The organism is Micromonospora sp. RHAY321, assembly GCF_023896955.1.
In the GTDB taxonomy this organism is placed as follows: Bacteria; Actinomycetota; Actinomycetes; order Mycobacteriales; family Micromonosporaceae; genus Micromonospora.
The window spans coordinates 166,231-187,815 of record NZ_JAMHIW010000011.1; the positions used below are offsets into that span (position 1 = coordinate 166,231).

15 protein-coding genes are annotated in these 21,585 nt (G+C 73.6%); 3 read left to right on the plus strand and 12 right to left on the minus strand.

The annotated features are described in order from the left end of the window. Positions 1-36: 36 nt before the first annotated feature. Entirely contained in the window at positions 37-2,877 is a 2,841-nt protein-coding gene (gene leuS, locus M8C17_RS22315) for a leucine--tRNA ligase (protein WP_252418474.1), read from the minus strand. A gap of 390 nt (positions 2,878-3,267) precedes the next feature. On the opposite strand from leuS, the gene M8C17_RS22320 reads away from it, so the two are divergent. The 3 genes from M8C17_RS22320 to M8C17_RS22330 are packed head-to-tail and all read left to right on the plus strand — an operon-like array spanning position 3,268 to position 8,111. Next, entirely contained in the window at positions 3,268-4,320 is a 1,053-nt protein-coding gene (locus tag M8C17_RS22320; protein ID WP_234590654.1) for a MoxR family ATPase, read from the plus strand. Between the two features lies 1 nt (position 4,321). After that, positions 4,322-5,620 carry a DUF58 domain-containing protein gene (locus M8C17_RS22325; protein WP_252418475.1) on the plus strand — a complete coding sequence of 433 codons (1,299 nt, stop codon included), beginning with the start codon at positions 4,322-4,324 and terminating at the stop codon, positions 5,618-5,620. Between the two features lie 16 nt (positions 5,621-5,636). Further along, positions 5,637-8,111 (plus strand): DUF3488 and transglutaminase-like domain-containing protein, encoded by a 2,475-nt coding sequence (locus M8C17_RS22330; RefSeq protein ID WP_252418476.1) that lies wholly within the window; start codon positions 5,637-5,639, stop codon positions 8,109-8,111. A 298-nt stretch (positions 8,112-8,409) separates the two neighbouring features. Here M8C17_RS22330 and M8C17_RS22335 read toward each other — a convergent pair whose 3' ends face one another. The 11 genes from M8C17_RS22335 to M8C17_RS22385 form a co-directional block, all read right to left on the minus strand. Then, the gene (locus M8C17_RS22335; protein ID WP_109819242.1) at positions 8,410-8,811 is read right to left on the minus strand and encodes a DUF3040 domain-containing protein; all 402 of its coding nucleotides are present in this window, start codon (positions 8,809-8,811) and stop codon (positions 8,410-8,412) included. 116 nt (positions 8,812-8,927) lie between these two features. Further along, complete coding sequence (locus M8C17_RS22340) at positions 8,928-10,187, minus strand: DNA polymerase IV (protein ID WP_252418477.1); 1,260 nt, start codon at positions 10,185-10,187, stop codon at positions 8,928-8,930. 63 nt (positions 10,188-10,250) lie between these two features. Then, the gene (locus tag M8C17_RS22345) at positions 10,251-11,423 is read right to left on the minus strand and encodes an alkaline phosphatase family protein (protein WP_252418478.1); all 1,173 of its coding nucleotides are present in this window, start codon (positions 11,421-11,423) and stop codon (positions 10,251-10,253) included. Next, a complete protein-coding gene (locus tag M8C17_RS22350) occupies positions 11,420-12,187 on the minus strand; it encodes a methyltransferase domain-containing protein (protein WP_252418479.1) in 768 nt (255 codons plus the stop codon). The genes M8C17_RS22345 and M8C17_RS22350 overlap by 4 nt, the downstream gene beginning before the upstream one ends. Before the next feature lie 9 nt (positions 12,188-12,196). Beyond that, entirely contained in the window at positions 12,197-13,123 is a 927-nt protein-coding gene (locus tag M8C17_RS22355) for a carbohydrate ABC transporter permease (RefSeq protein ID WP_252418480.1), read from the minus strand. After that, complete coding sequence (locus M8C17_RS22360) at positions 13,120-13,296, minus strand: hypothetical protein (RefSeq protein WP_252418496.1); 177 nt, start codon at positions 13,294-13,296, stop codon at positions 13,120-13,122. Before M8C17_RS22360 ends, M8C17_RS22355 begins: the two co-directional genes overlap by 4 nt. Further along, positions 13,293-14,240, minus strand: a complete 948-nt coding sequence (locus M8C17_RS22365) for a carbohydrate ABC transporter permease (RefSeq protein ID WP_252418481.1) — start codon at positions 14,238-14,240, stop codon at positions 13,293-13,295. The genes M8C17_RS22360 and M8C17_RS22365 overlap by 4 nt, the downstream gene beginning before the upstream one ends. A 6-nt stretch (positions 14,241-14,246) precedes the next feature. Next, positions 14,247-15,596, minus strand: a complete 1,350-nt coding sequence (locus M8C17_RS22370; protein ID WP_252418482.1) for an extracellular solute-binding protein — start codon at positions 15,594-15,596, stop codon at positions 14,247-14,249. Between the two features lie 99 nt (positions 15,597-15,695). Then, positions 15,696-19,064 (minus strand): error-prone DNA polymerase, encoded by a 3,369-nt coding sequence (locus M8C17_RS22375; RefSeq protein WP_252418483.1) that lies wholly within the window; start codon positions 19,062-19,064, stop codon positions 15,696-15,698. A gap of 51 nt (positions 19,065-19,115) precedes the next feature. Then, positions 19,116-20,720, minus strand: coding sequence for a DNA polymerase Y family protein (locus M8C17_RS22380; protein ID WP_252418484.1), 1,605 nt, complete (start codon positions 20,718-20,720; stop codon positions 19,116-19,118). A 52-nt stretch (positions 20,721-20,772) separates the two neighbouring features. Continuing rightward, positions 20,773-21,570 (minus strand): hypothetical protein, encoded by a 798-nt coding sequence (locus M8C17_RS22385; RefSeq protein WP_252418493.1) that lies wholly within the window; start codon positions 21,568-21,570, stop codon positions 20,773-20,775. Between the last annotated feature and the right edge of the window lie 15 nt (positions 21,571-21,585).

Genomic DNA, 21,585 nt, shown 5'->3' on the forward strand with positions numbered 1-21,585 from the left:
CAGGGGCATATTCATACCCCTGAGTCATCACGCTCGTCAGGCGACGACGGAGACCATCCGGCCCTTCACGACGATGACCTTGCGGGGTTCCTTGCCGGCCAGGGCGGCGGCCACCGCGTCCAGCGCGGCGGCACGGACCGACTCCTCGGACGCGTCGGCGGCGACCTCGATGCGGCCACGGACCTTGCCGTTGACCTGCACCGGATAGGTCACCGTGTCCGCCACCAGCAGCGCCGGGTCGGCCGTCGGGAAGTCCACGTAGGTCAGCGAGGTCTCGTGACCCAGCCGCCGCCACAGCTCCTCGGCCAGGTGCGGGGCGAACGGCGCCACCATCAGCACCAGCGGCTCGGCCACCTCACGCGGCGTCGCCGACAGCCCGGTCAGCCCGTTGGTCAGCTGGATCAGCTTGGCGATCGCCGTGTTGAACCGGATGCCGTCCATGTCGCCGCGGACGCCGTCGATCACCTTGTGCAGCAGCCGGCGGGTCGCCTCGTCGGCCGGGTCCTCGGTGATCCGCAGCGCGCCGGTCTCCTCGTCGACCACGGCCCGCCAGACCCGCTGCAGGAACCGGTACGACCCGACGACCGCCCGGGTCTCCCAGGGCCGGGACACCTCCAGCGGGCCCATCGACATCTCGTACACCCGGAAGGTGTCCGCGCCGTACGCCGCGCACATGTCGTCGGGGGTCACCACGTTCTTCAGCGACTTGCCCATCTTGCCGTACTCGCGGTTGACCACCTCGTCGCCCAGGTAGTAACCGCCGTCGCGCTCGATGACGTCCTCGGCCTGCACGTAGCTGCCGCGCGAGTCGGTGTACGCGTACGCCTGGATCATGCCCTGGTTGAACAGCTTGCGGAAAGGCTCGAACGACGACACGTGACCCAGGTCGAACAGCACCTTGTGCCAGAACCGCGCGTACAGCAGGTGCAGCACGGCGTGCTCGGCGCCGCCGACGTACAGGTCGGTGCCCCCGCAGTCGCCGTCGGCGCGCGGGCCCATCCAGTACCGCTCGTTCTCCGCGTCGACGAACCGCCCGCTGTTGGTCGGGTCCAGGTAGCGCAGCTCGTACCAGCAGGAGCCGGCCCACTGCGGCATCACGTTGGTCTCCCGCGTGTACCGCTTCGGCCCGTCGCCCAGGTCCAGCTCCACCTCGACCCAGTCGCGGCGGCGCGACAGCGGGGTCTCCGGGTTGGAGTCGCCGTCGTTCGGGTCGAACGTCTTCGGCGAGAAGTCGTCGACCTCGGGCAGCTCGACCGGCAGCATCTCCTCCGGCAGGGCGATGGCCGCGCCGGTGGAGTCGTAGACGATCGGGAACGGCTCACCCCAGTAGCGCTGCCGGGAGAACAGCCAGTCCCGCAGCCGGTAGGTCACCGCGCCGGCGCCGTGCCCGTTGGCCTCCAGCCAGGCGATGATCGCCGCCTTGGCGTCGGCGACCCCCAGGCCGTCCAGGTCCAGGCCGCGCTCGGGCGCAGCGCTGTTGATCGCCGGGCCGTCCCCGGTGTACGCCTTGCCGTCGAACCCCTCCGCCGGCTGCACGGTACGCACGATGGGCAGCTCGAAGACCTCGGCGAACGCCCAGTCCCGCTCGTCCTGGGCCGGCACCGCCATGATCGCGCCGGTGCCGTAGCCGGCCAGCACGTAGTCCGCGATGAAGATCGGGACCTGCCCGCCGGTGACCGGGTTGGTGGCGTACGCGCCGATGAAGACGCCGGTCTTCTCCTTGGTGTCGGACTGCCGCTCGACGTCGGTCTTGGCCGCCGCCGCCTTGCGGTACGCCTCGACGGCCACCCGGGGGCTGGCGTGCCCGCCGGTCCAGGCGTCCCGCGTCCCCTCCGGCCAGGCGGCCGGCACCAGCGTGTCGACCAGCTCGTGCTCGGGTGCCAGCACCATGTAGGTCGCCCCGAAGATGGTGTCCGGCCGGGTGGTGAACACCCGGATCGGCTCCCGCCCGGTGGGGAAGTCGATGTGCGCGCCGGTGGATCGGCCGATCCAGTTGCGCTGCATCAGCTTGATCGGCTCGGGCCAGTCCAGGCTGTCCAGGTCGTCCAGCAGCCGGTCGCCGTACGCGGTGATCCGCATCATCCACTGCTTCAGGTTGCGCTTGAAGACCGGGAAGTTGCCCCGCTCGGAGCGGCCGTCGGCGGTGACCTCCTCGTTGGCCAGCACGGTGCCCAGGCCCGGGCACCAGTTCACCGGCGCCTGCGAGACGTACGCCAGCCGGTGGTCGTCGACGACCTGGCGGCGCTCGGCGACGCTCAGCTCGGCCCAGGCGCGCCCGTCCGGTGTGGGCCGGTTACCGCCCTCGAACTCGGCGATCAGCTCGGCGATCGGGCGAGCCCGGCCCGCCTCCCGGTCGTACCAGGAGTTGAAGATCTGCAGAAAGATCCACTGCGTCCAGCGGTAGAAGTCGGTGTCGATGGTCGCCACCGAGCGGCGCTCGTCGTGCGCCAGCCCCAGCCGGCGCAGCTGCGCCTTGTACCGCTCGATGTTCGCCACCGTGGTGGTCCGCGGGTGGGTGCCGGTCTGCACCGCGTACTGCTCGGCGGGCAGGCCGAACGCGTCGAAGCCCATGGCGTGCAGCACGTTGCGACCGGCCATCCGCTGGTAGCGGGCGTAGCAGTCGGTGCCGATGTAGCCCAGCGGGTGGCCGACATGCAGGCCGGCGCCGGACGGGTACGGGAACATGTCCAGCACGTACAGCTTCTCCGCGCCGGCCCGGGGGTGGTCCGGGTCGGCCAGCGGGCCGGTCGGGTTCGGGGCGTGGAAGGTGCCCTCGCGCGCCCAGATGTCCTGCCAACGGTTTTCGATCTCGTCGGCCAGGGCCGCGGTGTACCGGAACGGGGGAATGTCGCCCGCCGGTGCGGCTGCCTCACTCATCGTCTCTCCTCGCTTCGCTTCGCTTCGTCTCGGCACCGCCGGGCCGGGCCGGCGACGGGCACAAAAATGCCCCTCACGCAGGAGGGGCCGCCGTGCTGTCGCGCGTTCAGCGCATCAGCACGGCCCGATAAGAAGCAGGAAGACTCCGGCCATGTCCGGCAGTGTACCCCGCCGCCGGCACGGGCCGGGGCCGGCGGGCCCGTCCCCCAACCCGGCGAATATCGGTGCGTAACCGACGGACTACCTGCGGGGGTCGGCGAGAACGACAAACATGGTTAGCCTGAGAGGCCAGTGAGAATTCTGCGGCAAACGAGGCTCGGCGTCGCGAACCCAACGGCGGGTCCAGGTGCTCTATTCAGAGCTGCCGTGACGGCGACGAGGAGGAGGCCCGTGACACAACAGACCTGGGACGAGGTCGGCGGCCTGTTGCCGCATGACGAGTTCCGCGCCGCCAGCGAGGCCATCGTGGCCAACATCGAGCAGGTCATCGAGGGTAAGACCGCCACCGTGCGGCTCGCCCTGGCCGTCCTGCTCGCCGAGGGTCACCTCCTCATCGAAGACGTACCCGGCGTCGGCAAGACCAAGCTGGCCAAGGCCCTGGCGCGGTCCATCGACTGCACCGTGCGGCGGATCCAGTTCACCCCCGACCTGCTGCCCAGCGATGTCACCGGGGTCAGCGTCTACAACCAGGAAACGCACGACTTCGAGTTCCGCCCCGGCGCCGTCTTCGCCAACCTGGTCGTCGGCGACGAGATCAACCGCGCCTCGCCGAAGACCCAGTCGGCGCTGCTGGAGTGCATGGAGGAGCGACAGGTCACCGTCGACGGCGTGACCTACCAGCTGCAGACCCCCTTCATGGTCATCGCCACCCAGAACCCGATCGAGATGGAGGGGACGTACCCGCTGCCCGAGGCGCAGCGCGACCGGTTCACCGCCCGGATCGCCATGGGTTACCCGGACGCCGGCGCCGAGCTGGCGATGCTGGACGGGCACGGCGGCACCGACCCGCTGAACGAGCTGCGCCCGGTCTCCGACGCGGACATCGTCCGGCAGCTCATCGCCACCGTCCGGCAGGTGCACGTCGCGGACGCGGTCAAGCAGTACGCCATCGACCTGGTCACCGCCACCCGCGAGGCCCCCGACCTGCGCCTGGGCGCCTCCCCCCGGGCGACCCTTCAGCTGCTGCGCACCGCCCGGGCGGTCGCCGCCCTGGAGGGGCGCGACTACGTCCTCCCCGACGATCTGCAGGCTCTCGCGGTGCCGGTGCTGGCGCACCGGATCATCCCCACCGCCGACGCCCAGCTCGCCCGGCGCACCACCGACGCGATCGTCTCCGAGTTGGTGCACCGACTGCCGCTGCCACACGACCGGCAGCGCTCCCCCTACGACACCCGGCCCGCCACCGGCAACGGTCGCGCGCCCTACGAGCCGCGGAGGCCGTGACGTGCGTGCCGGGCTGCGCGGGCTGACCACCCGCGGGCGCTCGTTCCTGGCCGCCGCGGTCGCGGCGGCGATCTCGGCCGGCATCCTCGGGGAGAAGGACCTGCTCCGGGTCGCCGTGCTGCTGGCCGTCCTGCCGCTGCTGGCCGCCGCCTACGTCGGGCGCAGCCGCTACAAGCTGGCCTGCAACCGGTCGCTGGACCCGCACCGGGTCCCGGTCGGCGCCAACTCGCGCGTGGTGCTGCGCCTGCAGAACCTGTCCCGGCTGCCGACCGGCACCCTGCTGCTGGAGGACCGGCTGCCCTACGCGCTGGGCAGCCGGCCCCGGGTGGTGCTGGAGCGGCTCGGCGCACAGCAGGCCAGCTCCGTGGCGTACACCGTCCGGGCCGACGTGCGGGGCCGCTACGACGTGGGCCCGCTGGTGGTCCGGATGAGCGACCCGTTCGGTCTCTGCGAGCTGAGCCGGGCCTTTCCCAGCACCGACCACCTGACGGTCATCCCGCAGGTCACCCCCCTGCCGTCGGTCCGGCTCCCCGGTGAGTACGCGGGCAGCGGCGACAGCCGGGCCCGCTCGGTGGCGGTGCACGGTGAGGACGACGCGGCGACCCGGGAGTACCGGCGCGGCGACGACCTGCGTCGCGTGCACTGGAAGTCCACCGCCCGCACCGGCGAGCTCATGGTGCGGCGCGAGGAGCAGCCGTGGGAGAGCCGCGCCACGGTCGTGCTGGACACCCGCGCGTACGGCCACCGTGGCGACGGGCCGACGGCGAGTTTCGAGTGGGCGGTCTCCGCCGCCGCGAGCATCGCCGTGCACCTGCGGCAGGCCGGCTACAAGCTGCGCCTGGTCACCGGCTCCGGCGTCGACGTGGACGCCTCCGAGGCCGGCGGCGACGGGGCGCTGCTCGACCACCTCGCCGAGGTCCGGTTGGACCAGCGGGCCGAGGTGACCGGCCTGGTGCAGCGGGTCCGGCAACGCGCCGACGGCGGCCTGATCATCGGGTTGTTCGGGGCGGTGAGCGTGGCCGAGGCCGAGCTGCTGGCCGGGCTGCGGGGCAACGGCGCCACCTGCGTCGGTTTCCTGTTGGACAGCTCCACCTGGCTGAGCCTGCCGGAGAAGGCCCGGGCCGAGGCGGAGCACGCGCACGGCGCCGCCGCGCTCGCCATGTTGCAGAGCGGCTGGCGGGTGGTCGGCGTCGACCACGGCAGCCGGCTGCCGACGCTCTGGCCGCAGGCGGGCCGGGGTTCCCAGGGCTTCGCCCTGCGCGCCGCGCTGGCCGAGACGGTCGCCGGCGGCGTGCGATGAACGGAAGGTCCCCCTCATGATCGCCAGTCGGAACATCGGCGCGGTGGCGGCCGCTGCCACGCTGCTCGCCGCCGCACCGCTGTCGGCCATCTTCGAGACCTGGACGTGGCTGATCCAGTCCGCGATCGCGGTCGCCGTGGTGGCCGGGGTCGCCGCGCTGACCCGGCTCGTCCGGGCACCCCTGTGGGGTCAGGTGCTCGGCATGCTGGCCGCCCTGGTGCTCGCACTGACCTGGCTGTTCCCCAGCGGCGCGGAGCTGCTCACCTTCCTGCCGACGCCGACCACGTTCGGGCACTTCGCCGACCTGTTCACCGGCTCCATGCAGGACATGCGCTCGTACGGCGTCGAGGTGCCGGACACCGACCCGCTGCTGTTCATCACCGTGCTCGGCGTCGGCGGGGTGGCCGTGCTGGTGGACGTGCTGGCGGTGGGGCTGCGCCGGCCCGCGCTGGCCGGGCTGCCGATGCTCGCCATCTACTCGGTGCCCGTCGCCGTCTACGTGGACAGCGTTCCCGCGGTGCCGTTCGTGGTGGGTGCCGCCGGGTACCTCTGGCTGCTGGTCACCGACAACGTCGACCGGGTACGCCGCTTCGGCCGCCGCTTCACCGGTGACGGCCGCGACGTCGACGTCTGGGAGGCCTCGCCCCTGGCCGCCGCCGGTCGCCGGCTCGCGGCGGTCGGGGTCGCGCTGGCCGTGGCGCTGCCGCTGGCCGTGCCGGGCATGACCGGTGGGCTGCTCGACACCCTCGGAGGCGGGACGGGCAACGGCACCGGCAACGGCCGGGCGGGCGCCGGCTCGTCGGGCCGCATCGACCTGTTCGCCTCGCTCGCCGGCCAGCTCAACCAGTCCGAGGTGAGCGACCTGGTCAAGGTGACCACGTCCGAGCCGACCCCGTTCTACCTGCGCTACGCCGTCGCCGACGAGCTGCGTCCCGGTGGCTTCCAGGCGCGCAGCCCGAGTGGCCGGCCGGCCAACCGGGACCTCCCGGACCCGGGCGAGCGTGCCGGCCGAGGGGTGCAGCAGACCCCGTACCGGGCCACCGTCGAGGTCACCAAGAGCCTGAGCATGTCCCTGCTGCCGGTGTACGCGGAGCCGGTGCGCACCGAGGACCTCAACGGCAACTGGCTCTACGACCCCAACCAGCAGGTCGTCTTCTCCAACCGGGAGAACTCCCGGGGCAAGAAGTACTCGTTCGACTACATCCGCTCGACGTACACCCCGGCGGCGCTGCGCGCCGCGCAGCCGCTGCCGGCCGACCACCCGGTCCGCCGGCAGTTGACCGCCACGCCGGCGCCGGTGCCCGAGGTGGAGGAGTTGGTCAAGGGGCTGGTCCAGGGCAAGCGCACCGACTACGACCGCGTGTTGGCGATCTACCAGCACTTCTCGGCGGACAACGGGTTCAGCTACCGGCTCAGCACCGAGAGCGGCAGCAGCGGCCAGGACATCGTGAACTTCCTGACCAACAAGGTCGGCTACTGCCAGCAGTACGCCGCCGCGATGGCCTGGCTGGTCCGCGCGGCCGGCATCCCGGCCCGGGTGGCGTTCGGGTTCACCAACGGCAGCAAGCGCGACGGCGACACCTACACGTTGACCAACCTCAACCTGCACGCCTGGACCGAGGTCTACTTCAACGGGGTCGGCTGGGTGCCGTTCGACGCCACCCCGACGTACGGGGTGCCCGGCTCCACCCGTTCGGCGTGGGCGCCGGACACTGACGCGCCGGAACCGACCAGCCCGGACACCGGCACCACGGACACCCCGGCGGGCCCGGACGCGTCGGCCGGCCCGGCCGGTCCGGACAACGCCGACCGGGACACCGACAGCGGGCTCTCCCTCGGCGGCGAGACGCCGACCGAGCAGGCACCGGTGTGGCCCTGGTGGGCGGCGGGTGTCCTGGTCCTGCTGGCACTGCTGGCGGTGCCGGCGCTACGTCGGCTGGCGCTGCGCCGACGGCGGGGTGCCCGGGCGGAGGCCGCCGCGGCGGCCGCCACCGCCAACCAGTCCGCCCCGGTCGACGGGGCCCCGGTGATGGTAGTCAGGGTGGACGCCGACGCGGCCCGCGCGGACGCGCACGCCGCCTGGGCGGAACTGCTCGACACGCTGGTGGACTTCAAGGTCCGGGTCGACCGGACCGAGACGCCCCGGGCGACCGCGGACCGGCTGGTCCGGGAGACCTTCACCGCCGACACCGCCGCTGTCGGCGCCGCCCGACTGCTCGGCCGGGCGGAGGAGCGGGCACGTTACGCGCGGGACCCGCTGACCGGTGAGCGGCTGCTACCGGCGTTGCGGGCGGTCCGCAGCGCGCTGGCCGCCCAGGCCGACCGGCGGACCAGGCTGCTCGCCGCCGTGCTGCCGCCGTCGGTGTTGCAGCGCTGGCGGATCGCCCTGGCGGACACCTCCGGCCGGCTGGTCGCGTTGACCGGGCGGGCCCGGTACCGGCTGCTGCGCTGGAATCCGCGTCGGCTGCTGGCCGACCGGGCGGCTCGCTGAGCGACGTCCCGTCGGGCAGGGGTGACGGTCCACGAACCGTCGCCCCGGCCCGACCGTCGCCCGTCCGGACCCTCGCTCGCCCACCCCGTCGCGGGCATGAGAGCACGAGGAGGCCCGGCACGCCGCAGCAGGAGAGCACGCGGCATGAGGGGCATGCGAGACGAGAGCACGCGGCACGAGGGCATGCGAGACGAGGGCACGCCGGGCCAGGGCGTGCGGATACGACAGCGGTCGCCGGGGCTGATTCCCGGCGACCCGCTCGTCGCGGTGTACGGCCCGCCTCAGTGGCGGGACGGGCTCAGCGGTGCCCCTCCGGGCGCTGCCGCCACCTGTCCTCCATGCGGTCCAGGATCGACGGCCGGCGACCGGATCGGCCACCGCCCCGGGGACGGCGACGACTGGTCGTGCCGCCGACCACGTGCAGGTCGGGTGACTGCGCGCGCCGGTGCGACTGCACCGCGAACGCGGCCGAGGCCAGCATGACGACGAAGCCCGCCACCGCCAGCGGTGGAGTCTTGATCACCGCGCCATAGACCAGTAGAGCCAAGCCAGCGATGATCACGCCGGCAGCGACGAGCAGGCGACGCCGCGCGTGGAAGCGCGGATCGCTGGCGCGCACGGCCGAGGCGAATTTGGGGTCCTCGGCAAGCGACCGCTCGATCTGCTCGAACAGCCGCTGCTCGTGCTCCGAGAGCGGCACGGCACTCCTCCCCGGTCACGTTGGTCGGGCCCACTCGGGCCGACAGACCGTGGCAGCCAACCGGCTGCTTACCCGCAAGTCTACGAGGGGGGTCGCGCGTCGGAAAGCGGGACGACCTATGGGTGGGGCGGATTTTCCTTTCGACGGCTGTCACGGTCGGCTAACAGACTGGCCGGACCTATGACGGACCGCCCGAATCGGGCAGCGGCGGCGTCCGCGACAGCTTCCGCCTCCCGCCATCCGCGCTCGGGCGCGCCGAGGGTGAGCTGCCGGGGCGCCCCCTGCGCCGGGGCGAGCCCTTCCACCCGGACGCCGACGAGCCGGATCCGCTCGCCCGGGTCCAGCGCGGTGTAGAGCGCCCAGACCGTGTCGAACATCTCGCGGGCCGTGTCTGTGGGCACGCCGAGGGTGCGGGAGCGGTTGACGGTGCGGAAGTCCGCCAGCCGCACCTTGAGCGACACGGTGCGCCCCACCTGCCCGGAGCCGCGCAGGCGGACACCGACCTTCGCGCTGAGGGCGAGCAGGGCGCGGCGGATCTCCAGCGGGTCGGCCACGTCGGCGTCGAACGTCACCTCGGCGCCGATCGACTTGTCCACGTGCTCGGGACTGACCCGGCGTGGGTCCCGCCCCCAGGCCAGCTCGTGCAGGTGCGCCGCCGACGCCGCACCGACCGCCCGGCGGAGCATGCCCAACGGGGCCTCGGCGAGGTCGCCGACGGTGGCCAGGCCGAACCGGCGCAGCGTCTCGGCGGCCCGCTCCCCCACGCCCCAGAGGGCGTCCACCGGCAGTGGGTGCAGGAAGTCGAGCACCTGACCGGGTGGCACGACCAGCAGGCCGTCGGGCTTGGCCCGGGTGGAGCCCAGCTTGGCCAGGAACTTGCTCGGTGCGACCCCGACCGAGCAGGTCAACGCCTGCTCGTCGGCGACCCGGCGGCGGATCAGCCGCGCGATGGCGGCCGGCGACCCGAACAGCCGGCGGGCGCCGGTCACATCGAGGAAGGCCTCGTCGAGGGAGAGCGGCTCGACCAGCGGGGTGACGTCCCGGAAGATCTGCATCACCGCGCGCGAGGCGGCCGTGTAGGCGCTGAAGTCGGGTGGCAGGTAGACGGCGTGCGGGCAGCGGGCACGCGCCTGGCTGGTCGGCATCGCGCTGCGTACGCCGTAACGGCGGGCCTCGTAGCTGGCCGAGCTGACCACGCCGCGCGGCCCGACGCCGCCGACGATGACCGCTTTGCCGCGCAGTTCGGGCCGGCGGCGCACCTCGACGGCCGCGAAGAAGGCGTCCATGTCGACGTGCAGGATCGGGCTGTCGGAGTCGTCGGCGTCCGGCCCGAAGCGCGGATCGCCGCCCCGGGGCAACGACTGACTGCGGCCCATCCCGGCAGGTTAACCCGGGAGTACGACACCACCAGCGACCACCGGGCCGGACCGCAACGCGGATCAGCCGCGGACGACCAGCAGCGGCACCGTCAGCTCGGCGGCCGTGTCCGACCCGTGGTACGCCACCAGCCGGGACGCCATCGGCCGCTCGGTGCGGGTGGCCAGCACCGCGTACGTGTCGTTGCAGATCACCACGACGTCCCCGATGCGCCCCAGGTGCTCCTCCGGCACGGGCCCGAACCAGCCGGTCGCCACCACCTCGTGGCGGGTGCGCACCCGGGCCGCGTCGCCGAGCACCGCCGACCAGGCGGCCACCACGTCGTCGACCGCGCCCGGTGCGACGTGCAGGTAGCGCACCCGCGCCTCGCCGGCCACCAGCCGCACACCGTCGCGCAGCCGCGGGTCGGTGTCCAGGTCGAAGCGGTGCGTGGCGGGCACGTTGAGCTGCCCGTGGTCGGCCGTCACCAGCAGCGCGGCGTCCGGCGGCAGCCCGTCGACCAGGCGGGCGAGGAGGTGGTCCACCTCGTTGGCGGCGATCCGCCACGGCGCCGAGTCGACCCCGCTGACGTGGCCGTGCCGGTCCAGGTCGGCGTGGTAGCCGGAGACCAGGGTGGGCCCGTGACCGGCGGTCAGCGCGGCCAGCATGGTGGCGGCCACCCCGTCCGCGCCGGTGGCGCCCCGGAAGTCACCGCCCCGGTTGGCCGCCAGGGTCAACCCGCTGCCACCGAACTCCGGCCGGCTCACCACGCTCACCGCCACCCCGGCGGCGCGGGCCCGCTCCAGCTGGGTGGGCACCGGCTGCCAGCGCAGCGGCGACGGGTCGGCGGCCCAGTCGGTGTGGGTGAGCACCCGTTCGGTGCCGGGCACCCGCACGGTGAAGCCGAGCACCCCGTGTGCGCCCGGCGCGACGCCGGTGCCCAGCGACACCAGGCTGGTCGGGGTGGTGGACGGGAAGCCCGCGATGAGTGGCCGGGCCACCGTCGCGGCGAGCCCGGCGAGAGTCGGCGCGTAGGGCGCGGCGGTCGGCAGCTGGTACCAGCCGAGCCCGTCGACCAGCAGCACGGCGATCCGGCGTACGCCGGTCAGCGCGGGGACGAGCCCGAGCGGGTCGGCCGACCCCGGGACGCCCAGCACGGCGAGCGCGCTGGGCAGCACATCGGTGAGGCGACCTCCGCCGTGGTCCGGACCGAGGACGGCCAGCGGCGCGGGGGTGCCACCCGACGGGGCGGTCATGCCGGCCGGCGGGCGAACAGGTGCAGCTGGGCGGCGAGGTCCCGGTACGGGGGTTGGGCGGCGAGCGCCAGCTCCAACTCGACCAGGGCGGCGGGCTGCCCGTCGGCGACCGCGGCCGGCAGCAGGTCGGCCAGGACGCGTACCCCGTGGATCTCCTCGACCACCAGCCCGGCGGCGGCGAGCAGCGCGGCGGCGCCGGGGGCGTCGTAGCGCCGGCGCAGGGTGTCCCGGGGCCCGGCGGTGCCGGCCGGGTCGGAGGCCAGGGTGGTGGCGACGTCCAGGTGGCCGTTCATGGCACGGCCCAGCACGGCGGCGGCCCGACCGGCCACCAGCACGCTGGCCGCGCCGCCCGGACGCAGCGCGGTGGCCAGCGCGGCCACCACCGGCGCCGGGTCGTCGACGACCTCCAGCACGGCGTGACAGAGCACGAGGTCGACGCCGGCCGGCTCGACCAGCCCGGCGAGGGCGTCGCCGTCGCCCTGCACGGCGGCGATCCGGTCGGCCACCCCGGCCTCGGCGGCCCGGCGGGTGAGCGCGGCCAACGCGTCGGGGCTGGCGTCGACCACGGTGACGCGGTGCCCGGCACGGGCCAGCGGGACGGCGAAGCCGCCCGTGCCGCCGCCCACGTCCAGCACGGTGAGCTCGGCGTCGCCGCGCCGGTCCAGCTCGGCGCGGAGCACCGACCAGATCACGGCGGTACGGGGGGTCAGCGGCGGCCCGGCGAACCGGCCTCGGGTCTGCTCCACCCGGTCGAGCCTAGTCACCCGGTCCAGTCAGCCCTTGCGACCGGTGGTGGCGATGCCCTCGACGAAGTGCCGCTGGGCCAGGAAGAACAGAATGATCATCGGTACGGTGGCCAGCACGCTGCCGGCGAGCACAATCTCCCACTGCTGCTCGCCGCCGTAGCCGAACCGGTCCAGCACCACCTTGAGCCCGCGCGGCAGGGTGTAGAGCTGCTCGTTGCGCAGGTAGATCAGCGGTTTGAGCAGGTCCGTCCAGCTGGCCTTGAACTCGAAGACGAAGGCGACCAGCAGCGCCGGCCGGATCAACGGGAAGGCCAGCTTCCAGAACAGCTGCGGGTAGCTCGCCCCGTCCACCCGGGCGGCCTCGAAGTATTCACGCGGCAGCGAGAGCAGGAACTGCCGCAGCAGGAAGATGTAGAACGCCGAGCCGAACAGGTTGCCGGCCCAGAGCGGCACCTGGGTGTCGGTCAGCCCCAGGTTCGACCAGATCAGGTACGTCGGGATCATGGTGACCGCGAACGGCAGCATCATGGTCGCCAGCACCAGCCCGAAGAGAAGGTTGCGGCCCGGGAAGCGGAAGTAGGCGAAGCCGAAGGCCACCCAGGCGCTGGAGAGGGTCACCGCGGCGGCGGCGGCCACGCCGACCACCACGCTGTTTCCGAACCAGGTCAGCAGCGGCACGGCCCGCCACGCCTCGGCGTAGTTCTCCGGCGCGAACGGGGTGGGCAGGAAGCCGGGGGCGAAGACGTACTCGCGGGGGCGCAGCGAGGCGCTGACCAGCCAGACGAACGGCAGCATGAAGATCACCGCGGCGCCGACCAGCGCCGCCACGAACAGCACCCGGTGCCAGAGGGGCCGCCGGGCGTCCTCCTGCACGGCCGGGCGGCGCGCCGCCGCCCGGTCCGGCTCGAGGCCGGACACCGGTGCGACGGCGCTGCGTTCGACGGCGGTGGTCACGACTGCTCCCCCGCCGCTGGATCCTCCTCGGCCCGGGACCGCCGGGCGTTGGCCACCGGGCCGTCGGTGATCTCGTACTCGCGCGGCTCGGTGTGCTGCTCGGGCACCCAACCCGAGGTCAGTCGGGTCCGTCGCGCGTTGGCCACGCCGTTGTGGCCGATCATCGAAGTCACTGGTCTTCTCCCTCGTAGTACACGAACCGGTTGCTGAGTTTCACCTGCACCAGGGTGATCACCAAAATGATCACGAAGAGCAACCAGGCCATCGCCGAGGCGAAGCCCATGTGCAGGAACTGGAACGCCTCCTGGAACAGGTGGATGACGTAGAAGCTGGCCGCGTCGCTGTTGAAGGAGTTCTGGGTCTCGCGGTTGCCGAAGTACATGGTGTAGACCTCGGTGAACATCTGCAGCGACGCGATCGTGTTGACGATCAGCGTGAAGAACAGCGCGCCCGAGATCATCGGCAGGGTGACCGAGCGGAACCGGGCCCAGGCGCCCGCGCCGTCGATGGCGGCCGCCTCGTACAGGTCACGGGGCACGTTCTGCAACGCGGCCAGGTAGATGATGACCGTCGAGCCGAGGCTCCACAGGCTCATCAGGATGATGCCGGGCATCACCCAGTGCGGGTCGGTGGTCCAACTCGGACCCGCGATCCCAACCAGGCCGAGCGCCCGGTTGATCAGGCCGTCCTGGGTGTTGAGCAGCAGGAGGAACAGGATGCCGACCGCCACCGCCGGGGTCATCACCGGCAGGTAGAAGACGGTACGGAAGAAGCCCTGCAACCGGCCGACCCGCTTGAGCAGCAGCGCCAGGCCGAGCGAGATGAGCATCACCAGCGGCACGTGCAGCGCCGTGTAGTAGACCGTGTTGCCGAGGCTGCGGGCCACCGCCGGGTCGCTCATCAGCTCCCGGTAGTTGTCCAGGCCCGTGTACTCCGGCGGGTTGATCACGTCGTACTCGGTGAAGCTCAACCAGAGGCTGGCGACCATCGGCCCGGCGTAGAAGATCAGGAACCCGATGATCCACGGCGCCAGGAAGAGGTACGCCCAGCGGGCCTCCCGCCGGGCCAGCGGCGTACGGCGACGCCGGCCCGGGGCGGGAGCGGTGACGGTGGCCATCCCGAGCTACTTCGCGGCCTTGTCCAGCGCGGCGGTGGCCTCCCGCTGGGCCCGCTGCAACGCCGCCGCGGGCTGCTCCTGGCCGGCCAGCACCCGGTTGACCGCGTCGTAGTACGCCTTGTCGAACTCGGCGCCGGCCGGCGAGGCGGGCATCGCGAACGCGGCGTCCTGCACCGAGCGGATGGTGGCCACCGCGTCGTCGAAGCGCTTGTTGCCGGTCGGCTGGTACAGCTCGTCGAAGATCTTCTTGTCGGCTTCGGCGTTGGCGGTGTAGACGCCGGTGAACGCCTGGCCGGCGGCCTTGCGGGCGTCCGCCCGGGCCTTCGCGGCGGCCACCCAGGTGTCGGTGGCGGTCATCTGCTTGACGAACGCGCACGCGGCGTCCGGGTTCTTCGCGCCCTTGGTGATCACCCAGGCCTGCCCGGCGGACTGGGTCAGCGGCTTGCCCTGCCGGTCCACGAACGGCTTGACCACCAGCTCCGCGGTCGGGGTGTTCTTGGCCGCCTGGTTGAGGAACCACTCCTCCATCGGCCAGGCCACGATCTGGTTCTTGGACAGCGGGTTCTGGGCGCCGAAGAAGTCGAAGGTGTCCCGGAACGACTTGAACCTGCCCCAGCCACCCTGCTGCTGGATCAGGTTCACGCCGGTGGTCAGCGCCTCGATCACCTTCGGGTCGTCCAGCTTCGCGGTGCGGCCGTCGGCGGAGAGCATGTCGGCGCCGTTGGCCTTGGCCCACATCGGCAGGAACTCGGGGATCTTCGGGTCGATGCCGATCCGGGAGAGCCGGCCACCGGAGACCGAGGCCAGCTTGGCGTTGAGCCCGGGCAGCGCGGCCCAGTCGCCCAGGTTGACCTGGTCGGCGGTCATCCCGGCCTGCTTGAGCAGCCCCTCGTTGAGGTAGACCACCCGGACGGTGGAGAACTCCGGGATGCCGTAGACGGTGCCGTCCAGGGTGACCTGGGCACGGGCGGCCGGCCGGTACTGCTCCAGGTCGATGTCCTGCTTCTTGACGCAGTCGGTCAGTGGCTGGATCGAGCCGCGTTTGGCGTACGTGCCGATCAGCTTGCGGTCCATGTAGACCAGGTCCGGCGGGTTGCCCGAGGCGACCGCGGAGAGGAACTGCTGCTCGTCGAAGGCGCCCTCGGTGACCTTCAGGTCCACGTCGGGGTGGTCGCGCTTGAACGCGTCCACGCGGGTGGTGGCGATCTCGTCGGAGAAGCCGAAACCCATGGTGCTGAGCGTGCCCTTGGTGGCGGTGCCGCCCCCCGCGCCGCTGTCGCCGCCGACGCCCCCGCACCCGGTGAGCGTCAGGGCGAAGACCCCGGCGAACGCGGTCGCCCGCAGTATCCGTGACATGAGACCCTCCCGAACTCGCGCGGGCGGCCCTGCCCGCGCGACCTGCACTTCTCCTCATCTCCGAACTTTCAAACGTGAGGTGATCGAAATTGCCGGTGGTCACCGGAAGTCACGGGAGGCGGGGCTGACCGGCGGCTCGATCGCGTCCAGCCGGTCGGCGACCAGGTTGGTCACCCCCTCGTGCCGCTGCAACCGCCCCCGGACCACCAGCGCGGCGCTCGTCCGGGCCACCCGCCGGTAGCGCTGCCACAGCCCCGGCGAGCAGGTGACGTTGAGCATCCCGGTCTCGTCCTCCAGGTTGAGGAAGGTGACCCCGCCCGCGGTCGCCGGCCGCTGCCGGTGGGTGACGATGCCGCCGACCCGGATCCGCTGCCCGGGCTCCACCCGGCCGAGCCGGGCGATCGGCACCGCCCCGAGCACGTCGAGCTGACCCCGGATGAACCGCGCCGGGTGGCTCTCCGGCGACAGCCCGGTGGCCCACACGTCGGCGACCAGCCGGTCCACCGCCTCCATCCCGGGCAGCGTGGGCGCCGCCGCGCCGGTCACCGTGCCGGGCAGCCGGCCCGGCCGGTCCTGGGCCGCCGCGCCGGCGGCCCAGAGCGCCTGCCGCCGGGTCAACCCGAAACAGGCGAAGGCGTCCGCGGTGGCCAGCGCCTCCAGCTGCCCGGCGGTGAGACCGACCCGCCGGGCCAGATCCGGCATGTCCCGGTACGGCCCGCCGGCCGCCCGTTCGGCCTCGATCCGCTCGGCCACCTCGGCGCCGAGGGTACGCACGCTGGCCAGCCCGAGCCGGACCGCCGGACCGCCCAGCCCCCAGGCGTGCGGCGGCTCCCCCGGCCCGCTGCCCCACCGGGTGTCCGGGGTGGACTCCAGCACCGCCTTCGCCCCGCTGGCGTTGATGTCCGGGCGGCGTACCTCCACCCCGTGCCGACGGGCGTCGTCGACCAGGGTCTGCGGGGAGTAGAAACCCATCGGCTGGGCGTTCAGCAGCGCGGCCAGGAACGGCGCCGGGTGGTAGCGCTTGAGCCAGGAGCTGGCGTAGACCAGGTAGGCGAAGCTCATCGCGTGGCTCTCCGGAAAGCCGTAGCTGGCGAACGCGGTGAGCTTGCGGTAGACGTCGTCGGCCAGCTCGCCGGTGATGCCCCGCTCGGCCATGCCGGCGTAGAGCCGGTCGGCGATCCGCGCCATCCGCTCGACCGAACGCTTCGCGCCCATCGCCCGGCGCAACTGGTCGGCCCCGGCCGCGTCGAAGCCGGCCAGGTCGATGGCGAGCTGCATCAACTGCTCCTGGAACAGCGGCACGCCCAGGGTCTTCTCCAGCGCGTTGCGCATCAACGGGTGCGCGAACGTCACCGGCTCCTGACCGTTCTTACGCCGGATGAACGGGTGCACCGAGCCGCCCTGGATCGGGCCGGGCCGGATCAGCGCCACCTCCACCACCAGGTCGTAGAACTCGCGGGGCTTGAGCCGGGGCAGGGTGGCCATCTGCGCGCGGCTCTCCACCTGGAACACCCCGACCGAGTCGGCCCGGCAGAGCATGTCGTAGACCTCCGGGTCGTCCAGCGTCATGTCACCGAGGTCGAGCCGGGACCCGATCATGTCGTAGCCGTAGTGCAGCGCGGAGAGCATGCCGAGGCCGAGCAGGTCGAACTTGACCAGCCCGACCGCGGCGCAGTCGTCCTTGTCCCACTGGAGCACGCTGCGCCCGGGCATCCGCCCCCACTCCACCGGGCAGACCTCGATCACCGGCCGGTCGCAGATCACCATGCCGCCGGAGTGGATGCCCAGGTGCCGGGGGAACGTCTGCAGCTCGTTGGCGTACTCCACCACCTGCTCGGGGATGTCCTCGACGTCGACCGTGGCGACCGAGCCCCACCGGTCGATCTGCTTGCTCCAGGCGTCCTGCTGACCGGGTGAGAAGCCGAACGCCTTGGCCACGTCCCGCACCGCCGACCGGGGCCGGTAGGAGATCACGTTGGCGACCTGGGCGGCGTGTTCCCGGCCGTAGCGGGTGTAGACGTGCTGGATCACCTCCTCCCGGCGGTCGGACTCGATGTCCACGTCGATGTCCGGGGGGCCGTCCCGCTCCGGGGCGAGGAAACGCTCGAAGAGCAGCCGGTGCCGGACGGCGTCCACATTGGTGATGCGCAGGGCGTAGCAGACCGCCGAGTTGGCCGCCGAACCCCGGCCCTGGCAGTAGATGTCCTGCTCACGGCAGAACGTCACGATGTCGTAGACCACCAGGAAGTAGCCGGCGAAACCCAGCTCCTCGATCATGTTCAGCTCGTGGTCGAGCTGCGCGTACGCCGTCGGGTGCGCCTGCGGGGGGCCGTAGCGCTCCCGCGCGCCGTCGGCGGTCAGCTGCCGCAACCAGCTCATCTCGGTGTGCCCCGGCGGCACCGGGTACGCCGGCAGCTGCGGCGCGACCAGTTGGAGGTCGAAGGCCAGCTCGGCGCCGAACTCCGCCGCTCGGGCCACCGCCCCCGGGTACGCGGCGAACCGGGCGGCCATCTCCGCGCCGCTGCGCAGGTGGGCGGTGGCCGCCGCGGGCAGCCAGCCGTCGATCTCGTCCAGACTGCGCCGGGCGCGGACGGCGGCGACCGTGGTGGCCAGCCGCCGCCGGCCCGGGCTGGCGTAGTGCACGTTGTTGCTGGCCACCGTCGGCAGCCCGGCCGCGGCGGCCAGCTCGGCGAGCGCGTCGTTGCGGTCGGCGTCGACGGGGTGGCCGTGGTCGGTCAGCTCCACCGCCACCGTCTCCGCGCCGAAGAGCGCGGTCAGCCGGTCCAGCTCGCGGGCCGCCGCGTCGACGCCCTCGGTGAGCAGCGCCGCCGGCACGTGCCCCTTGCGGCAGCCGGTCAGCACCAGCACGTGGTCGCGCAGTTCGGCGGCGACCTCCTCCAGCTCGCCGTAGACCGGGCGGCCCTTCTCCCCGCCGCGCAGCTGGGCGCGGGCGATGGTGGCGGCCAGCCGGGCGTACCCCTCGTGGCCGTGCGCCAGCACCAGCAGGTGCGCGCCGTGCGGGTCCGGTTCGCCGTTCTGCGGACCGGGCAGCCCGAGGGAGAGTTCCGCGCCGAAGATGGTCGGCAGGGCCAGCGCGCGGGCCGCCTCGGCGAAGCGGACCACCCCGTAGAAGCCGTCGTGGTCGGTGACGGCGAGCGCGGTGAGCCCCAGCCGGGCCGCCTCCTCGGCCAGCTCCTCCGGGTGGCTGGCACCGTCGAGGAAGCTGAAGTTGGTGTGCGCGTGCAGCTCCGCGTAGGGCACCACACCGTCGGGGCGGGCCAGCTCGGGCGCCTCGTAGTGCTGGCGCTTGCGGCTCCAGGCCGGGGAGTCGCCGCCGTCGGCGTCCACGGCGAGCGGGTCCACGACCTGCAGGTGCCGCTCGCCCCTGCTCCCCCGGTTGTCGCCGGACCGCCCGGAGAGCACCCCCTCCAGCTCCGACCAGGGCATCTTCGGGTTGTGGAAGCTCATCGGCCCGCCACCACACCCCGGGCGGCCTGGACGGCGACCGGTGCGCGCCGCTCAGTCATAGATCGCCTCCACCAGCCACTGGCCGGCCTCGACGGCCAGCAGCAGGGCGGTGCCGTCGGCCAGGGAGACCTGGAACCGCGCCCGACGCCGAGCCTCGGCCGGGGCCCACCACCGCTCGTCCACCGGCCACGGGCCGGCCCAGCCGACGATCTCCACCGGCCGGGCGGTGCCGACGGTGAGCCGGGCCGGCGCCGCGCTCACCGCCAGGCGCGCGCTGACCACGACCGGCTCACCGGCGGCGTCGTGCACGGTCGCGGTGAGCGGACTGCTCAACACCACGGCCGGCGCGGGCGGCGGCAGCCGGCCCGGCCACGGCGGGGCGCCCCCACCTCGACCGGCGGCCGGCTCACCCGACGGTGGCGGGCCGGGACGGGTGGGGAGGCGTTCGTCGCCCCAGGGCACCAGTCGCACCTGGTCGGACGGGGAGCGCCCGCCGCCGAGCACCGCGGTGACCACCGCCTCCGGGCCGAGGATGCCCTGCACCCGGCTCAACGCCCGGTGCGCCCGCTCCCGCTCCTCGCCGGTCTCCCCCCAGAGACCCGACTGCAGGCCGGCCTGGGCGATCACCCCGTCCGGGACCAGCCGCAGGCGGATGATGCCGGCCGTCGGCCGGGCCGGTCGGGCGCCGGCCCGGCCGTTGCTGCCGGAGAGCCAGCCGTCGAGCTGCCAGCGCACCCGGTCGGCGATGGCCGCGGCGGTGAGCAGACCGTCGTGCCGCCACACCCGGTGCAACTCCTGCCCGTGCGCGGTGACCGCCTCGATGCCCAGCCGGGTGCAGGCGAGCCCGTGCCCGGCCAGCCGGTCGTGCAGCTGCTCGGCCAGCGCACGGGCGGCGAACGCCGCCGCGTCGACCCGGTCGACCGGCTCGTCGTACTCGGCGGTCACCGTCAGGTCGGCCGGCGGCTGCCGGACGGCGAGCGGACGGTGGTCCCGCCCGCCGGCCAGCCGGTGGGCCAGAGCGCCGTCGAACCCGAACCGGGCCAGCACGTCGCCGGCCGGCAACGCGGCGAAGTCGCCGAGGGTCCGCACCCCCAGCCGACGCAGCAGGTCGGCCAGCGCAGGCCGCGCGAGCGCCTCGACCGGCAACCCGGCCAGGAACTCCGGCGTCCCGCCCGGCGCCACCACCCGCCCGGCGCGGGCCGCCAGCCCGGCGGCGAAGACACCGTCGGCGACGCCGACCTGGCTCTCCACCAGACACGACTGGGCGACGTGCTCGATGATCCGCTCGGCGGCCGCCTCCTCGCCGCCGAGGTAACGGCTCGGGCCGCGGGCGGCCACCGCGCAGGCTCCCGGACGGACGACCTCGACGCCGGCGACCAGCTCCTCCACCGCGGCGACCACCGGCTCGAACGCCCGGGCGTCCCGGCCGGGGTCGTACTCCACGACGGTGAGCTGCGGGCAGCGGCTCTGCGCCTCCCGTTTGCGCAGCCCCCGGCGCACCCCCTCGGCGCGGGCACGCTCGGAGCAGGCGACCACCCGGTTGGCGTGCAGCACGGCGACCGGGCCGGTGGCCGGCACCCCGTCGACGATCTCGGCGGCGAGCACCGGCCAGTCCGGGCACCACAGCAGCAGGGTCCGGACCGGTGAGCCCGTCACCCCGGACCTCCCGTGCCGCACTCGGCCGGGGTGCCACGCCCCGCGAGCACGGTCACGCCGGGTCTACCAGGGTGAGGGCGCCCGGTCGGGCGGTGCCGGTGCGGGCCCGGTCACCGACCGCCGCCACCGGGCGGGGCCGGCCGGCGAGCGACACGGCCGGTCGGCCCACGGTCGACGGCACCGTACGGGGGATCACCCGGGTGAGCTCGTCGCCGGGGAGCCAGACCTTGATCTCCTTGGGCCGGGCGGCCGCCCCGCGCCCGCGCGCCGAGACGGTGACCTCCCGACGGCGCAGCCGGCCCCGGCCCGGCCCGAGCCCTTCCCAGACCCCACGGACCACCTGCAACGTCACGTCCGCGCCGTCCCACCGGCCGTACGGGACGAGCACGCTGCCCCGCTGCCGGGCCCGGGCGGCCAGCCGGGTGGCGACCGAGGCGGAGACCGCGGCCGGCACGGCGGTGACCACGACGTCCACCCCGTCGATCAGCGCGGCGACCACGGTGGCCCACTCCGGGCCGGGATTCGGCACCAGGGCCAGCCGGTCCAGGGCGATGCCCAGCTCGGCGGCCGCGCCCGCGCCGAACGTCGGCACCCCGACCACGGCGCACCACGAGCCGGCCCGGGACGCCTCGGCGAGCAGGGCCAGCACCAGCGAGGTGCCGCCGCTGCGCCGGGGTTGGCCGACGGCGACCGAGATGGTGCTGCCCCGGCGCAGACCCCGGTTGGGCAGCAGACCGGTCAGCTCGGGCACCACCGGTAGCACCCGGTGGCCGCCGACCTGATCGGGTGCGCTCGCCGGGCGTACCAGATCGACCAGTGCGGCGGAACCGACCACCATGCGGCCCGCCATCGGACCATCCCCCCG

Bases quoted from the DNA above. Each gene is read 5' to 3' on its own strand.
- leuS (WP_252418474.1), bottom strand. From the start codon at position 2,877: ATGAGTGAGGCAGCCGCACCGGCGGGCGACATTCCCCCGTTCCGGTAC.
- M8C17_RS22330 (WP_252418476.1), top strand. From the start codon at position 5,637: ATGATCGCCAGTCGGAACATCGGCGCGGTGGCGGCCGCTGCCACGCTG.
- M8C17_RS22340 (WP_252418477.1), bottom strand. From the start codon at position 10,187: ATGGGCCGCAGTCAGTCGTTGCCCCGGGGCGGCGATCCGCGCTTCGGG.
- M8C17_RS22345 (WP_252418478.1), bottom strand. From the start codon at position 11,423: ATGACCGCCCCGTCGGGTGGCACCCCCGCGCCGCTGGCCGTCCTCGGT.
- M8C17_RS22365 (WP_252418481.1), bottom strand. From the start codon at position 14,240: ATGGCCACCGTCACCGCTCCCGCCCCGGGCCGGCGTCGCCGTACGCCG.
- M8C17_RS22370 (WP_252418482.1), bottom strand. From the start codon at position 15,596: ATGTCACGGATACTGCGGGCGACCGCGTTCGCCGGGGTCTTCGCCCTG.
- M8C17_RS22375 (WP_252418483.1), bottom strand. From the start codon at position 19,064: ATGAGCTTCCACAACCCGAAGATGCCCTGGTCGGAGCTGGAGGGGGTG.
- M8C17_RS22385 (WP_252418493.1), bottom strand. From the start codon at position 21,570: ATGGCGGGCCGCATGGTGGTCGGTTCCGCCGCACTGGTCGATCTGGTA.